Source organism: Pseudomonas sp. K8 (assembly GCF_014889455.1).
Classification (GTDB): Bacteria; Pseudomonadota; Gammaproteobacteria; order Pseudomonadales; family Pseudomonadaceae; genus Aquipseudomonas; species Aquipseudomonas veronii.
This window is the reverse complement of the sequence record NZ_VJWO01000004.1, coordinates 139,569-154,725: the sequence shown is the minus strand read 5'-3', so window position 1 is coordinate 154,725 and position 15,157 is coordinate 139,569. Positions and strand designations below refer to the sequence as shown.

The 15,157-nt window shown below is 62.2% G+C and carries 17 protein-coding genes; 12 read left to right on the top strand and 5 right to left on the bottom strand.

Annotated elements, in window-relative coordinates; all coding sequences use genetic code 11:
• Positions 1 to 14 precede the first annotated feature (14 nt).
• The 4 genes from INT12_RS04855 (at position 15) to INT12_RS04840 (ending at position 3,073) form a co-directional block, all read left to right on the top strand.
• Positions 15 to 1,292: a flavohemoglobin expression-modulating QEGLA motif protein gene (locus INT12_RS04855; protein WP_017844700.1), complete on the top strand. Its 1,278-nt coding sequence runs from the start codon at positions 15 to 17 to the stop codon at positions 1,290 to 1,292.
• Between the two features lie 103 nt (positions 1,293 to 1,395).
• Positions 1,396 to 2,301 (top strand): alpha/beta hydrolase, encoded by a 906-nt coding sequence (locus INT12_RS04850; RefSeq protein ID WP_046490139.1) that lies wholly within the window; start codon positions 1,396 to 1,398, stop codon positions 2,299 to 2,301.
• Positions 2,298 to 2,624, top strand: coding sequence for a hypothetical protein (locus INT12_RS04845; protein WP_017844702.1), 327 nt, complete (start codon positions 2,298 to 2,300; stop codon positions 2,622 to 2,624). The genes INT12_RS04850 and INT12_RS04845 overlap by 4 nt, the downstream gene beginning before the upstream one ends.
• A gap of 119 nt (positions 2,625 to 2,743) precedes the next feature.
• Positions 2,744 to 3,073 (top strand): hypothetical protein, encoded by a 330-nt coding sequence (locus INT12_RS04840; RefSeq protein ID WP_193039377.1) that lies wholly within the window; start codon positions 2,744 to 2,746, stop codon positions 3,071 to 3,073.
• A 46-nt stretch (positions 3,074 to 3,119) separates the two neighbouring features.
• Here INT12_RS04840 and INT12_RS04835 read toward each other — a convergent pair whose 3' ends face one another.
• The 3 genes from INT12_RS04835 to INT12_RS04825 all read right to left on the bottom strand — a co-directional run bounded on the left by INT12_RS04835 (position 3,120) and on the right by INT12_RS04825 (position 5,016).
• Positions 3,120 to 3,905, bottom strand: coding sequence for an OmpA family protein (locus INT12_RS04835; RefSeq protein ID WP_017844704.1), 786 nt, complete (start codon positions 3,903 to 3,905; stop codon positions 3,120 to 3,122).
• Between the two features lie 56 nt (positions 3,906 to 3,961).
• Positions 3,962 to 4,387: a DUF4398 domain-containing protein gene (locus INT12_RS04830; protein WP_026139763.1), complete on the bottom strand. Its 426-nt coding sequence runs from the start codon at positions 4,385 to 4,387 to the stop codon at positions 3,962 to 3,964.
• A 284-nt stretch (positions 4,388 to 4,671) separates the two neighbouring features.
• Positions 4,672 to 5,016 (bottom strand): hypothetical protein, encoded by a 345-nt coding sequence (locus INT12_RS04825; protein ID WP_017844706.1) that lies wholly within the window; start codon positions 5,014 to 5,016, stop codon positions 4,672 to 4,674.
• 198 nt (positions 5,017 to 5,214) lie between these two features.
• Here INT12_RS04825 and ppc point away from each other — a divergent pair, with 198 nt between their 5' ends.
• The 6 genes from ppc to INT12_RS04795 all read left to right on the top strand — a co-directional run bounded on the left by ppc (position 5,215) and on the right by INT12_RS04795 (position 11,739).
• Positions 5,215 to 7,860 carry a phosphoenolpyruvate carboxylase gene (ppc, locus tag INT12_RS04820; RefSeq protein ID WP_193039378.1) on the top strand — a complete coding sequence of 882 codons (2,646 nt, stop codon included), beginning with the start codon at positions 5,215 to 5,217 and terminating at the stop codon, positions 7,858 to 7,860.
• Between the two features lie 279 nt (positions 7,861 to 8,139).
• On the top strand, positions 8,140 to 8,787 hold the full coding sequence (gene adk / locus INT12_RS04815) for an adenylate kinase (protein WP_017844708.1): 648 nt from the start codon (positions 8,140 to 8,142) through the stop codon (positions 8,785 to 8,787).
• A 90-nt stretch (positions 8,788 to 8,877) separates the two neighbouring features.
• Positions 8,878 to 9,564, top strand: coding sequence for a tRNA (adenosine(37)-N6)-threonylcarbamoyltransferase complex dimerization subunit type 1 TsaB (gene tsaB, locus INT12_RS04810; RefSeq protein ID WP_126585656.1), 687 nt, complete (start codon positions 8,878 to 8,880; stop codon positions 9,562 to 9,564).
• Positions 9,565 to 9,724: 160 nt separating this feature from the next.
• Positions 9,725 to 10,024 (top strand): hypothetical protein, encoded by a 300-nt coding sequence (locus INT12_RS04805; RefSeq protein WP_017844710.1) that lies wholly within the window; start codon positions 9,725 to 9,727, stop codon positions 10,022 to 10,024.
• Positions 10,024 to 10,884: a DUF72 domain-containing protein gene (locus tag INT12_RS04800; protein WP_193039380.1), complete on the top strand. Its 861-nt coding sequence runs from the start codon at positions 10,024 to 10,026 to the stop codon at positions 10,882 to 10,884. Before INT12_RS04805 ends, INT12_RS04800 begins: the two co-directional genes overlap by 1 nt.
• A gap of 27 nt (positions 10,885 to 10,911) precedes the next feature.
• On the top strand, positions 10,912 to 11,739 hold the full coding sequence (locus INT12_RS04795; protein ID WP_193039381.1) for an isocitrate lyase/PEP mutase family protein: 828 nt from the start codon (positions 10,912 to 10,914) through the stop codon (positions 11,737 to 11,739).
• Positions 11,740 to 11,779: 40 nt separating this feature from the next.
• On the opposite strand, the gene INT12_RS04790 is transcribed toward INT12_RS04795, so the two are convergent.
• Positions 11,780 to 12,400, bottom strand: a complete 621-nt coding sequence (locus tag INT12_RS04790) for a hypothetical protein (RefSeq protein ID WP_046384481.1) — start codon at positions 12,398 to 12,400, stop codon at positions 11,780 to 11,782.
• 96 nt (positions 12,401 to 12,496) lie between these two features.
• Between INT12_RS04790 and INT12_RS04785 the strand changes: the two genes are divergently transcribed.
• A complete protein-coding gene (locus INT12_RS04785; RefSeq protein WP_017844714.1) occupies positions 12,497 to 13,279 on the top strand; it encodes a class I SAM-dependent methyltransferase in 783 nt (260 codons plus the stop codon).
• A gap of 18 nt (positions 13,280 to 13,297) precedes the next feature.
• On the opposite strand, the gene INT12_RS04780 is transcribed toward INT12_RS04785, so the two are convergent.
• The gene (locus tag INT12_RS04780) at positions 13,298 to 13,957 is read right to left on the bottom strand and encodes a TetR/AcrR family transcriptional regulator (protein WP_046490153.1); all 660 of its coding nucleotides are present in this window, start codon (positions 13,955 to 13,957) and stop codon (positions 13,298 to 13,300) included.
• Positions 13,958 to 14,050: 93 nt separating this feature from the next.
• On the opposite strand from INT12_RS04780, the gene INT12_RS04775 reads away from it, so the two are divergent.
• Positions 14,051 to 15,151: an efflux RND transporter periplasmic adaptor subunit gene (locus tag INT12_RS04775; RefSeq protein ID WP_017844716.1), complete on the top strand. Its 1,101-nt coding sequence runs from the start codon at positions 14,051 to 14,053 to the stop codon at positions 15,149 to 15,151.
• Positions 15,152 to 15,157 lie beyond the last annotated feature (6 nt).

Sequence of the window (15,157 nt, the reverse complement as noted above, 5' to 3'; positions counted from 1 at the left end):
AGAGGAAGTACCGGGTGGACGATTACCAGCAGACGATACGCAGTTTGTCCGATCGCATTGTGCTGGCGCAAACACCGATCCGCGTCCTCGACGCAGTGAAATGGGACGACAACATTCGCCAAGGCTTCCTCAAGGCCAAGGGCAAGGCAATGCCCGCGGTAGACCGCGATTACTACCTGAACCGGCCGCTGTCGTTCGATTCGAGCGCGGTGAAGCTGGAGTTCCAGAACATCGAGCGCGACATCACCCGCCGCCTCGGCCAGTTCAGCCCCGTAGGGCAGATCATGCGCCGCATGTGCCGGGAGTACCGCATGGTGGTGCGTATGCTCGAAGCGCGCGGCACCGAGGATTTCGGCCTGATTTCCCAGGAACTCTACGGCGCCGCCTCCGATGCCTTCCATGCCGGCGACCCGACCCTGGCCGACCTCGGCCTGATGCTCTCCGACTACCTGAACAATATCGACGTGCGTGGCGACCTGAAGGACGAGGCCAAGACCCTCACCGCCAAGGACGCGGTCAGCCTGCTGCAAACCCGTCTGAACAAGGTGTTTGGCGAGGCCGAGGAAACCATCCGCGTGTTCGAGTCCGACGGCATCGTCGCCGACGCAGCGGCGGGGGCCGACTACATCAAGATCCGCGCCGATGCGATGTTCAACGAGCGCGACGTGCGCGCCCTCGAAGTGCATGAAGGCCTGGTGCATGTGGGCACCACCCTCAACGGCCTGAACCAGCCGATCTGCACCTTCCTGTCCAAGGGCCCGCCATCGTCGACCGTGACCCAGGAAGGCCTGGCGATCCTGATGGAAATCATCACCTTCGCCTCCTACCCGAGTCGCTTGCGCAAGCTGACCAACCGCACCCGTGCCATCCACATGGTGGAAGAGGGCGCCGATTTCCTGCAGGTGTTCGAGTTCTTCCGCGAGCAAGGTTTTGAAATGGCCGAGAGCTACGGCAACGCCAGTCGGGTGTTTCGCGGTTCGGTGCCGAATGGTCTGCCGTTTACCAAGGATTTGTCCTACCTCAAGGGCTTTATCATGGTCTACAACTACATCCAGCTGGCCGTGCGCAAAGGCAAGCTGGAACAAGTGCCGTTGCTGTTCTGCGGCAAGACCACCCTGGAAGACATGCGTACCCTGCGCCAACTGATCGACGAAGGCCTGGTGGTGCCGCCCAAATACCTGCCGGAGCAGTTCCGCGACATGAACGCCCTGGCGGCGTGGATGTGTTTCTCCAACTTCCTCAACCATTTGAGCCTGGATCGGATCGAGGCGGATTACTCCAACATCCTGTAAAGGCTGAACTGACCCAACCGGTCCAACAAGGTGGGAGGGGCGTGCTCCCACAGTTGGACCTGCACACGCCTGAACATTTCGACCATCAGCGAGGCTTCAACGGATGAGAATCCTCGGCATTCTTTGCCTGTTACTCACACTGAACGGCTGCAGCTCCCTGCTGTTCTACCCGGAGCCCGGCTTGCCGTTCACGCCGCAAAAGGCGCACCTGGCGTATCGCGACGTCACGCTCACCACCGCCGATGGCGTCAAGCTGCATGCCTGGTGGCTGCCGGCCAAACCGGGAGTGCCGCTCAAGGGCACGGTGCTGCACCTGCACGGCAACGGCGGCAACCTGGCCTGGCACCTGGGCGGCAGTTGGTGGTTGCCGGAGCAGGGCTATCAAGTGCTGTTGCTGGACTATCGCGGCTATGGGCTGTCGCAAGGCAAGCCGTCGCTGCCGGCGATCTATCAGGACGTCGACGCGGCTTTCAGCTGGATCGACAAGGCGCCCGAAACCCAGGGCCAGCCGTTGATCGTCCTCGGCCAAAGCCTGGGCGGCGCGCTGGCCGTGCATTACCTGGCGGCCCACCCCGAGCGGCAGGCCCACCTCAAGGCCCTGGTGCTGGACGGCGTGCCCGCCAGTTATCGTGATGTAGGACAATTCGCCCTGAGCACCTCCTGGTTAACATGGCCGTTTCAGGTGCCCTTGTCTTGGCTGGTGCCCGACGCCGACAGTGCGATCAATGGCATGCCCCAGTTGAGCGGAGTCCCGAAACTGCTGTTCCACAGCCTCGATGACCCGATCGTGCCGCTGTCCAATGGCATCCGCTTGTATCAGGCCGCGCCTGCACCCAGGGTGTTGCAACTGACCCGCGGCGGCCATGTGCAGACCTTTGCCGACAAGACCTGGCAAACTGTGATGCTGCGTTATCTGGACGACCCGCAACACTTCAACGGCCTGCGTCGCCTGGGCGAGATTCCGAATTACCCTATTCCTAAAGTTGACTCATCAGAGAGCCCGCAATGAGCGAAGAACGCAACATGATCCCGCTGATCCTCACCGGTATCGGCACCATCATCGGCACCGTCGGCTGCCTGTGGTTTTATGGCTACCTGCATTTCGCCAAACCGGAAGACGCGTTGCTGCTCAGCGACTTCACCATGCTCAAGACCGTGCCCGGCGAGGACTACAAGATCTCCCTGACCCCGGCGGCGCAAGTGGCGCAATGCGTCGATGGCGTGCTGGTGATGTTCGATACCGAGCAAAAAGGCCTCAGCGGTGTGCTGGTGAACAACAAAAAGCAGGCCGTGCGTTGTGTCGGTCAGGAAACCCCACAGTTGCAGCAATAAACCGCTGCGCGCAGTACCGCCCGGCCTGAAATTTCTGGAACCGTTTTGCGTAAGACGCCACTGATTGGCTTGTCAGCGTTGCTGATAACAATCCTTACGAAAAAATCCGGGAGAGCGGTATGGCTATCAGTGCACTCGATAGAGCAATGGGCATGGTCAATGGGCAGAACAGCCTTGATCAGGGGGGCTTGCAAGAGGTTGGCCAGCAGCCGGGTAAGATGCTCGCCGATATGAAGAAGCTTCTGGAGAAGCTGGAAGGCAGCAACGGTGCTCAGGGCGGTGGCGGTGCTCAGGGCAGTAGCGGTGCTCAGGGCGGTGGCGATTCCTCGGGCTCTGGCGGTTCCGGCGATCAACTGGATATGGAGAAACTGAAGAAGATGATGGCCGGGCGCCAAGGCATGGAAGCGATGATGCCGGACAGCGACAACGGTCGTAAGATCGGCGGCTGACAGGCAAAAAAACCCACCGTTCAGGTGGGTTTTTTTCCAGCATCGATCAGTAAGCGACGGACGAACGTGGCTTGACCGGCTGGTTGTCGTTGGAGATGGTCACTTCAACGCGGCGGTTCATGGCGCGCCCGGAAACGCTGCCGTTATCGGCCACCGGGTATTCCTTGCCATAGCCCTGGGTCACGATGCGCGAAATGTCCACGCCTTGCTGGGCCAGTGCGCGCTGCACGGAGGCCGCACGGCGCTCGGACAGGCTCTGGTTGTACGAATCGGAACCGGTGCTGTCGGTGTAGCCTTCGACGATCACTTTACGGTCCGGGTTATCGCGCAGGAACTGCGCCAGTTTGGTGATGTTGACCAGGCCGTTGGACTTCAGGTCGGACTTGTTGGTGGCAAACAGCACGTCACCGAAGGTCACCAGGGTGCCACGCTCGGTCTGCTTGGCGTTCAGGCTGTCTTGCAGTTGCTTGATCTGCGCATCGCGGGCATCGAGCAGGGCGCGGGCGCGCTCGTCACCGGCGTTTTTCAGTTTGGCTTCGGATTCGCGCAGCGCGATGGTGTCTTTGGCCACTTCAACGCGCTGGTTGGTCAGGTAGGCCAATTGGTCGACTTTCTTCTGGTCTTCCTTGTCGCGGTAAGCCTTGTCAGCCTTGTCCAGCCATTCGCTGGCGTCCTTGGTTTCCAGGGCCGCCACTTTGGTGGCTTGCGGGTTGGACTGCAGGGCCGAGAAGTTGGTCCGTGCATTTTCCAGGTTCGCGTTCGGCGGAGTGGAGCATGCTGCCAGAGCAACGCTCATCGCCAGCAGGGCAGGGATCATCAATTGTTTGCGCATAGTCGTGTCGTCCTTTCAATTCGATATCAGGTGCGATGCAGCCAAGGGGCGGCGGCTTATTTCTGTTGGATAGCAGCCGGGCGCATGCCTTCCTTGCGCAGTTCATCAACCGCTTTCTGCGAGTCCTTCACCGCCTGCTCGGCCTTGGCGGCCTGGGCTTTACGCTCAGCGACGCGGGCGTCCCATTCGGCTTGCTCGGCCAGGCGACGGGCTTCGTCATAGTTTTTGTCGTGCATGGCAATTTCGGCTTGCTTGAGCTTGTCCTGGGCCGACTTCATTTCCACGGCGGCGAACTCGGTGCCGCCGGCGCTGACTGCGCTGTTGACCGCAGACTGAGTCACCGCGTATTGCTCGGTCGGTGGGTTGCCCGCGCAGCCCGCCAGGACGAAGCTAGTGCCGATGGCCAACGCGGCCAGTTTGAGCCCGCGCAGGTGGTTAAACGTGGATTTGGCAGTGCTGGTCTTCATCGTCTTCAACTCCATTGGATAACGCCTCAAAAACATCAAAATCCATCGCACTGGTCAGCGGCTGCGGGCCCGGCGGTAAAGCACGAAACGCCTATTCAAACGGCCGTTCCAAGTGATGGCTTACTGGTTGTGACCTGCGGCTTTTTTCAAAAGTTCAGAGAAGATGGCTATTGGCCTGAAAAAATACCTGACTGATCGGTCAGCGCTTTTTGGCTTGAACTTTTGCCGCGCGCAGAGGTATGCCGGGCCCTTGTGAGGCCCGGAAATACGCGGGATGGAGGGTGTTTAAGAACGGCTGATCAGTGCTTCGGTTCGTCGGCGCCGGCCGACATGTCGTGCAGATAGCGGCGCGACAATGTCAGGAACCGCGGGGTGGGGCCAACGTCTTCATACAACGGATCACCCTCTTCGTCGGTGGCAATCACATGCTGGCCCTTGATGTACGGAAAGCTGGTTTCCAGCTCTTCGAGGGCGGCGCCGATCAGCTCGCCGAGCAATTCTTCGGGGTGGCGCTTGGGGTACATCTCCGCGATGGCCGCCAGGCGGGCGGCGGATTCCACGTCCAGATGGATCGCGTACTCCGTCTTGGTCAGGCGACCCTTGGCGTTTTCTTCCCAATGTTGGGCCAGTTCTCGAATTTTCATGGCAACCTCAATAAAACCCTGGGTAACGGGCGGTGATGAGTGACCAGCCGCCAGCGTGGATAAACACGGCGACTCACTCATGAGACTAGCTGTAAGCCACAAGGTTTAAAGTGGTTTGTGCTTGGCCTTGTCAGAAAGTGACGCGGGCGGCACTCTGGAAGGCCTGCGCGTCCCGGATTTCTGGCTGGAGATTGGCTGATGAGTGATATCGATGCACGCTTGCGTGAGGATGTTCACCTGCTGGGTGAACTGTTGGGCAACACCATTCGAGAGCAGTACGGCGATGATTTTCTCGACAAGATCGAGCAGATCCGCAAAGGCGCCAAGGCTGACCGGCGTGGCGCGGTGGCCGATCAGGCGGCGGGCGAGGAACTCAGCGCCAGTCTGAACCAACTGCAGGAAAACGAACTGTTGCCGGTCGCCCGGGCCTTCAACCAGTTCCTCAACCTGGCCAACATCGCCGAGCAGTATCAGTTGATTCATCGGCGCGATGAGTCGCAACCGGCGCCTTTCGAATCGCGGGTGTTGCCGGAGTTGTTGGCGCGCCTGCAACGCGAAGGCCACAGCAATGAATCCCTGGCCCGTCAATTGGGGCGCCTGGAGATCGAACTGGTCCTCACCGCGCACCCCACCGAAGTGGCCCGTCGCACCCTGATCCAGAAATACGACGCGATTGCTGCGCAACTGGCGCTGAAGGATCACCGTGACCTCACCACCGCCGAGCGCGAACAGATCCGCGAGCGCCTGCAACGGCTGATCGCCGAGGCCTGGCACACCGAGGAAATCCGCCGTACCCGGCCCACGCCCGTGGATGAAGCCAAATGGGGCTTCGCGGTGATCGAACACTCGTTATGGCAGGCAATCCCGAATTACCTGCGCAAGGCCGACCATGCGTTGCAGGCCGCCACCGGCCTGCGCCTGCCTTTGGAAGCGGCGCCGATTCGCTTCGCCTCGTGGATGGGCGGCGACCGTGACGGCAACCCGAATGTCACCGCGCCGGTCACCCGCGAAGTCTTGCTGCTGGCGCGCTGGATGGCGGCCGATCTGTACTTGCGCGATATCGATCAGTTGGCCTCGGAGCTGTCGATGCAGCAGGCCAGCCCGGCGTTGCAGGCCAAGGTCGGCGACAGCGTCGAGCCGTATCGCGTGCTGCTCAAGCAACTGCGTGATCGCCTGCGGGCGACCCGCCAATGGGCCCAAGCCGCATTGAGCGCGGCCATCCCGGCACCGGCGGATGTGCTGCAACACAACCGCGACCTGCTGGACCCGCTGGAGCTGTGCTACCAGTCGCTGCATGAGTGCGGCATGGGCGTGATCGCCGATGGTCCGTTGCTCGATTGCCTGCGCCGCGCCGTCACCTTTGGCCTGTTCCTGGTGCGCCTGGATGTGCGCCAGGACGCCAGCCGCCACACCGCGGCGATGACCGAAATCACCGATTACCTCGGTCTGGGGCGTTACGAAGACTGGAACGAAGAGATGCGTATCGGCTTCCTGATGAAGGAACTGGTCAATCGTCGACCGCTGCTACCGGGCTATTTCAAGCCGTCGGCGGATACCGCCGAGGTGTTGAACACCTGCCGCGAAATCGCCGCCGCCCCGGCCGCGTCCCTGGGCTCGTATGTCATTTCCATGGCCGGCGCCGCGTCGGATGTGCTGGCGGTGCAACTGTTGCTCAAAGAGTCGGGCGTGCAACGGCCGATGCGCGTGGCGCCGCTGTTCGAAACCCTGGCCGACCTGGACAACGCCGGCCCGGTGATCGAAAAACTGTTGCTGCTGCCGGGTTACCGCGCGCGGCTGCAAGGCCCGCAGGAAGTGATGATCGGCTACTCGGACTCGGCCAAGGACGCCGGCACCACCGCCGCCGCCTGGGCACAGTACCGGGCGCAGGAACGTCTGGTGGATATCTGTCGCGAGCAACAGGTGGAACTGCTGTTGTTTCATGGTCGCGGCGGCACCGTCGGACGAGGCGGCGGCCCGGCCCACGCGGCGATTCTGTCGCAACCGCCGGGCTCGGTGGCGGGGCGGTTCCGCACCACTGAACAAGGCGAAATGATCCGCTTCAAATTCGGCCTGCCGGACATCGCCGAGCAGAACCTCAATCTGTACCTGGCGGCGGTGTTGGAAGCGACGTTGTTGCCGCCGCCGCCACCGCAGCCGGCCTGGCGCCATTTGATGGATGAATTGGCAGCGGACGGCGTCAGCGCCTACCGCGCGGTGGTGCGGGAAAATCCGCAATTCGTCGAGTATTTCCGCCAGTCCACCCCGGAGCAGGAGCTGGGGCGCCTGCCCTTGGGCAGTCGCCCGGCCAAACGCCGTGCCGGTGGTATTGAAAGCCTGCGGGCGATCCCGTGGATCTTCGGCTGGACCCAGACCCGCCTGATGCTGCCCGCCTGGCTCGGCTGGGAAGCGGCGTTGAGCAAGGCGCTGGAGCGCGGGGAAGGCGAGTTGCTGGGGCAGATGCGCGAGCAATGGCCGTTCTTCCGTACCCGCATCGATATGCTGGAAATGGTGCTGGCCAAGGCCGATGCCGATATCGCGCGGCTCTATGACGAGCGCCTGGTGCAGCCCGAGCTGTTGCCGTTGGGCGCGCATTTACGCGACCTATTGTCGCAGGCCTGCCAGGTGGTGCTTGGCCTGACTGGCCAGTCGCAACTGCTGGCCCATAGCCCGGACACCCTGGAGTTCATCCGCCTGCGCAACACCTACCTCGACCCCTTGCACCTGTTGCAGGCCGAATTGCTGGCGCGCTCGCGTCGCCAGGAAGCGGCACAAGACAGCCCTCTGGAACAGGCGTTGCTGGTGTCCGTGGCCGGTATCGCCGCCGGCTTGCGCAATACAGGCTGAGGTTTTTTGCGTGTGCTCAACGGCTTGCAGATAACCCACGACGGCCGCCCTTAACAGGGCGGTCGGCGTTTAGGGGGGCGGGTTGCACTCAGGCACACCTCTCCTATGACGCATGCGTGGTGCGGGTTTTTCCTACTTTTGGCGGCTTGTGTGGTTAAGGCCTGCTGTGTATCTTGATCAGCCTTTGGCCGTTTGGGCGGCCTGGACCCACATTTTTACGAGATTGGCCCCCGCGGCGAATCCGAGCGTCATCTCTATAAAAAATTGAGGAGCACATCGATGCGCGTCATTCTGCTGGGAGCTCCCGGGGCCGGTAAAGGTACTCAGGCAAAGTTCATCACTGAAAAATTTGGCATTCCACAAATCTCCACCGGTGACATGCTGCGCGCTGCGGTAAAAGCAGGCACCGAGCTGGGCATTAAAGCCAAAAGCATCATGGATGCTGGCGGTCTGGTTTCCGATGACCTGATCATCGCGCTGGTCCAGGACCGTATCGCGCAACCTGATTGCGCCAATGGCTTCCTGTTCGACGGCTTCCCACGCACCATTCCCCAGGCGGAAGCCCTGGTGACGGCGGGTGTCGAGTTGGACGCCGTGGTCGAAATCGCGGTTGAAGACGAAGAGATCGTGCAGCGTATCGCCGGTCGCCGCGTTCACGAGGCCTCGGGTCGCGTGTACCACACCATCTACAACCCGCCGAAAGTCGAAGGCAAGGACGATGTCACCGGTGAAGACCTGGTGCAGCGTAAAGACGACACCGAAGAAACCGTGCGTCATCGCCTGTCGGTCTACCATTCCCAGACCAAGCCGCTGGTGGATTTCTACCAGAAGCTGTCGGCTGCCCAAGGCAAGCCGAAGTACAGCCACATCCCTGGCGTCGGCTCGGTGGAAGCGATCACCGGCAAGGTGCTGCAAGCACTGAGCTGATCGAACGATCGGCTTTACGCACAACGGCCCGCTTGCGGGCCGTTGTTGTTTATACTGGCGCACTTTTTTTCGACTTGGACACCGACACCGATGAGCACCCTGCTGGCCCTGGACACTGCGACTGAAGCTTGCTCGGTTGCCTTGCTGCACGATGGCAAGGTCACCAGCCACTACGAGGTGATCCCGCGCCTGCACGCGCAGAAGCTGTTGCCGATGATCAAGCAACTGCTGGAGGACGCCGGCACGAGCCTGTCGGCCGTGGACGCCATCGCCTTCGGCCGTGGCCCGGGCGCCTTTACCGGCGTGCGTATCGCCATCGGCGTGGTCCAGGGCCTGGCCTTTGCGTTGGAGCGCCCGGTGTTGCCGGTGTCCAACCTCGCCGTGCTGGCCCAGCGTGCGTTGCGTGAACACGGCGCACGGCAAGTGGCGGCGGCGATCGATGCGCGGATGGATGAAGTCTACTGGGGCTGCTACCGCGAAACCGACGGCGAGATGCGCCTGGCAGGCGTTGAGGCCGTGCTGCCCCCCGAAGCGGCGGAGTTGCCGAGCGATGCCAGCGGTGATTGGTTCGGTGCCGGTACGGGCTGGGGTTATGGCGAGCGCATCGGTGTGCCGCTGGTTGGCCAGGACGCCACACTGTTGCCGCATGCCGAAGACCTGCTGACCCTGGCGCGCTTTGCGTTCGAGCGCGGCGAAGCGATTGCTGCGGACCAGGCGGCGCCGGTGTATCTGCGCGATAAAGTGGCGCAGACCAAGGCCGAACGCGGGGTAATTTGACGTCAAAAATACGGGTGTTTTTGGCCAAAGCGCGCCAATCGTCAGAATTTGCCCCGGCGTTTAAACCTTTTTCCATTTATGTGTTCTAGTTATCACCAGAGCATTTGCGCGCTACGGATTGCGCCACTAAAATGCCATTACTGATACCGAGTTCGCATCGATGCGTATAGACGGCTTTTCCTCACAGTCCTACCCCCTCAAGCGTAAGCCGCGCAAGGCAAACGTCACGGTAGACGAGTCCGTCGAGGATTCGCCGGACTTCATCGAGGTCCAGTCCGAAGCGTCCAGCCCCCAAGGCGCTGCAAACGCGCGTACCAGCGGTCTTCCTGCCCGTCAGCAAGACATGGTCTTCCCGCGCTCCATGAGCAAAAGCGTCGCCACCGCCCTGGCCAGCTACCTGACCACTGCCGGCTTTGTCGAATGGGATATGGAAGTGCTGGGTCTCGACATCCACATCTGATGCGCCTGCCTTATTTCATCGGTTGCCCGTCCTGGAGTGAAAACGCCTGGCGCGAGTACCTGTACCCTGTCGATGCCCGTTCCAGCGATTACCTCGCCCTCTACTCGCAAGTCTTCAACGCGGTGGAAGGCAACACCACGTTTTATGCGCGCCCGTCAGCCGCCACCGTGCAGCGCTGGGCCGAGATCATGCCCGCGGATTTTCGTTTCACTGCCAAGTTCCCCGGTGACATCAGTCACGGTGGCGACCTGCGTGAGCAACTGCCGGCGGCACACAGTTTCGTCGGCTTGATGAGCCCGTTGGGTGAGCGCGTTTCGCCGCTGTGGCTGCAATTGTCGGCCAGCTTTTCGCCGCAGCGCCTCGCTGAACTGGCCGGGTTTATCGACGGGCTGGAACGCCCCCTGGCCGTGGAAGTGCGCCACCCGCAATTCTTCGCCAAGGGCGATGCCGAGCGCATGCTCAACCGCCTGCTGCGCGACCGTGGCGTCGAACGGATCTGCCTCGACCCTCGCGCCCTGTTCAGTTGCACATCCACCTCGGCCGCGGTGCTGCATGCCCAGGCGAAAAAACCCAAGGTACCACCGCGTCCGGCGGCGTTGACGCTGTTTCCCCAGGTGCGCTTCATCGGCCACCCCGAGCTTGAAGCCAACGACCCCTTCCTGATCCCGTGGGTGGAAAAGATCGCCGGTTGGATCGAAGAGGGGCGCACCCCCTACGTGTTCCTGCACACCTCGGATAATCGCCTCGCCGCGCAACTGGCGCTGCGTTTTCACACCAAGCTGATGGCACGTTTGCCTGGCTTGCCCGCGTTGCCGACCTTGCACCGCGAACCCGTCGCGCAGCAACTGGGGTTACTCTAAGGCTCCTTTTCCCGCCAGGAGTCAGTCATGGATGCCCAAACCCTTCGCGCCGAAACCTTCAAGGCCCTGCATGCACGCGATCGTGCGTTTGTGATGCCCAACCCGTGGGACGCAGGCTCGGCGATCATGCTCGCCAGCCTCGGCTTCGAAGCCCTGGCCACCACCAGCGCGGGCTACGCGTTCAGCCTGGGGCGCCCGGATGCCGAAGGGGCGCTGTCCCTGGAAGACACCCTGGTCAACGCCACGATGATCGCCAAGGCCACCGCGTTGCCGGTGGCCGCTGACCTCGAAAACGGCTTCAGCGACACCCCCGACGGTTGCGCCCGGACCATTTTGCGCGCGGCGGCCAGCGGTATCGTCGGTGGCTCCATCGAAGATGCCACGGGTATCGCCGTCGACCCGATCTATTCCTTTGACCTTTCCGTCGAGCGTGTGGAAGCTGCGGTCGTTGCTGCGCGCAGCCTGCCATTCCCGTTCATGCTGACGGCCCGTGCAGAAAACCTCCTGCATGGTCGCCTGGATTTGCCTGACACTATTCGCCGCCTGCAGGCCTACGCCGAAGCCGGTGCGGACGTGCTCTATGCGCCGGGGCTGCGCAGTGCCGAGGAGGTGCTGGCGGTGGTCAAGGCCGTGGCCCCAAAACCGGTGAATGTGTTGATGTCCGGCGGCCTGAAACTCAGTGTGGCGCAGTTGAGCGCGATGGGCGTCAAGCGCATCAGCGTGGGCTCGGCCATGGCGCTGGCGGCGTATGGCGAGTTTTACCGCGCGGCGCGGGAGGTGTACCAGTCCGGCACGTTTACTTTCACCGAGCGCTCGATGCCCTACAGCCAGGCCAGCCAATTCTTCAAGGATTAAGCGGCGCGTGTTCGCACGGCATGGGGCGCGGCGTTGAGGCTTATGCTGCCAGGCGCAGGTTGTTGACGATCAGCGGACGCGCCCAGTGGTAGTCGAAGTCCAGGGCCTTTTGTTGGGCGGCCAGCTCTTCTTGTGGGAACGGCGTGGCGGCCGCTGGCAGCAGGTCCAGTTCGAACTCGGCGATCGGCAAGTGCAATGGGCGCGGTTCCGGCGCGGCGCCGGGTTCCGGTAGCGGTTGGCCGGCGCTCAGCACGATCGGGCGCACCCAAGTGCTTTCGAAATTCTGCTGGCGCTGCTGGGCGACGATCTCTTCTTGCGGGAATGGCGTGGCGGCCGGTGGCAACAACTCGGTTTCGAATTCGGCAATCGGCAGGAACAGCGGTTCAGGCGGGGCGATCTCGGTGTCTTTCACGTCGCACTCACGCTGGGTGAGGATCTGCGACAGCAGGTCAGCACCAGCACTGGGTTCCACCGCTGGGTCCAGCGGCGCTGGCGCCTTGGCCGCGAGCGCGTCCGGCGTTTCGCCGAGCTGCTCGGCCAACGCGCGGGCGAAGAAGTCCTGCCACACATGACTGACGCCGGCCAGCGCTTGAGTATTGCGCAGGCCGTAGTGGTTGTGGGTCGGCAGTACACCGATGGTTAGCGGAAGAATGTCTGACATTTTTCTCGGTCGACGCTCAGCTCTGGCAAAATACCTGATCCTTGTTTCTATCGGCCGTTGTTGGCCGATCCTTAATATTTTTGAGCGTAGCGATTCATGAGCGAACAACCAGCGGCCAGCCGCATCCAGGTCGAGGCCTTGGCCGACGGCTTCCAGGCCCGCGCCGAACAGTGGGCTGCGCTGCTGGGCTTGCCGCTACAGCTGGCGGATGCGGAGTTTTCCCTGCAAGTCGGGGAGCAAGGCCTGCAGTTGCAACAGCTCGGGCCTGACGCGCCAGGGCCGGTGCGCGTGGATTTCGTCGAAGGCGGCGCGGCGCATCGGCGGTTGTACGGTGGCGGCAGCGGGCAGATGATCGCCAAGGCCGTGGGCATCGCCCAGGGCGTGCGCCCACGGGTGCTGGACGCCACGGCCGGGCTGGGCAAGGACGCATTCGTGCTGGCCAGCCTGGGCTGCGAGATGAGCCTGATCGAACGTCAGCCGCTGATCGGCGCATTGCTCGAGGATGGCCTGGCACGCGCGGCGGAGGATTTTGAGGTGGCGCCGATCGTGGCGCGGATGACGCTGCTCAAGGGCAACTCCATCGAGGTGATGCTCAATTGGCAAGGCGAGCCGCCCCAGGTGATCTACCTCGATCCGATGTTCCCGCACCGTGAGAAAACCGCCCTGGTGAAGAAGGAAATGCGCCTGTTCCGCCCCTTGGTGGGCGACGATCCAGACGCACCGGCCCTGCTGGCGGCGGCGCTGGCCCTGGCCAGTCACCGCGTGGTGGTCAAGCGCCCGCGCAAGGCGCCGTGCATCGAGGGGCCCAAGCCGAGCCATGCGCTGGATGGTAAATCCAGCCGCTACGACATCTATCCGAAAAAGGCACTCAAGTCCTGAGCCTCGCGCTGCAAGCGATCACCCGTTGCCGCTTGCAGCGGGTTCTCGGCGATAGGCCCGCATAAACAATCCCACCACATCCTGCACGTGGGCTTCGGCCGCTTCCTCGCTCAATTGCCCGCCGCAGCCATACAACAAGCAGAAGTTCGCCGTGCCCTTGAGCAGGCAGAAGAAGTGTTCGGCTGCGGTAAGGGGCTTGTCGATACTCAGCGCGCCGCTCTGGTCGATGTGCCCGAGCAGACGCTCCATGCCTTGCAACATCCGCATCGGCCCGGCTTCGAAGAAGATCTGCGAGAGTTTCACGTCCTGATTGCCCGTGGTCATCATCAGGCGGTGCAGGTTCACCGATTCCTTGCTGTTGACCAGGCGATGGAAGCGGCGCCCGATATTCAGCAGCACCGTCTCCACAGGCACACCCTCGGGCAGCTCAAAGTACATCACCGGCAACTGTTCTTCGCACTTGGCCATCACGGCGGCGGTGAACAAGGTCTCTTTGTCGGTGAAGTGGCTGTAGACGGTCAGTTTCGATACGCCGGCCTCAAGGGCCACGGCATCCATGCTGGTATTTGCGTAACCGTTGCTCAAAAACAGGATTTTCGCTGCTTCGAGGATTGCCTGGCGTTTTGCCATGTCCTTGGGACGCCCAGGGCTACTGGTATTGACAAGATTGTCGGACATTTCCACCTTTAATACTGGACTGGTGAGTTTGGTATTAATAACATACTGCCCAGTATAATTATTCCTAGCACCATTTGCGAAAGGTCCTTCAGCATGCGCAGCATTCTCCTGCCCCTTGCGTTGCCTGCCAGCCTGGTCTTTCTACTCGCCGCCTGCGGCCATGAAGAATCGCCCCAGACTACCCTCCGCCCGGCCATGGTGGTGCAACCACAGCCTGCAGCGCAGATGATGGACAGTTATCCAGGCGAGGTGCGTGCCCGGTACGAGCCGGACCTGGCCTTTCGCATCGGCGGCAAGGTCAGCAAACGGCTGGTGGAGGAGGGCGAGCGGGTCAAGGCCAATCAACCGCTGGCGGAACTCGACCCTCAGGATGTGCGCCTGCAACTGGAAGCCACCCGCGCCCAGGTGGCCGCCGCCGAGGCCAACCTGCGGCTGGTGCGTGCCGAGCGTGACCGCTACAAGACCCTGATGGATCGTCAGTTGGTCAGCCGTTCCCAGTACGACAATGCTGAAAATCTGTACCGATCAGGTGAGGCGCGCCTCAAGCAGATCAAGGCCGAGTTCGATGTGTCCAGTAACCAGGCCGGTTATGCCGTACTCCGCGCTCCGCAGGATGGCGTGGTTGCCAAGCGCGCGGTGGAAGTCGGCCAGGTGGTGTCCGCCGGCCAGACCGTGTTCACCCTGGCCACCGATGGCGAGCGTGAAGTGCTGATCAGCCTGCCCGAGCAAGGCTTCGGCCGGTTCAAGATCGGCCAGCCGGTGTCGGTCGAGTTATGGAGCCAGCCGGGCCAGCGATTTGCCGGACGTATTCGCGAACTGTCGCCCGCAGCCGATCCGAAATCGCGCACCTTCGCTGCGCGCATCGCCTTCACCGGCGGCAAGGTTCCGGCCGAGCTGGGCCAGAGCGCCCGCGTTTTCATACAGGCAGACGGTGTTATTCCGCTGTCGGTGCCGCTGTCAGCCCTGAGCGCGGAGAACGGCGTGTCCTACGTCTGGCGCGTGCAGCCGGATGACACCCTTGTGCGTACCCCGGTGCGTATCGGCGCCTTTGGCGAAAAAACCGTACCCGTGCTCGAAGGCTTGAGCCCTACCGACTGGGTGATTGCCGCCGGCGTTCATGTGCTCCATGAGGGGCAGCAAGTGCGCCCGGTGGATCGCTCCAACCGGGTGGTGAATCTGGCGGTCAAGGAGTAGTCCCCG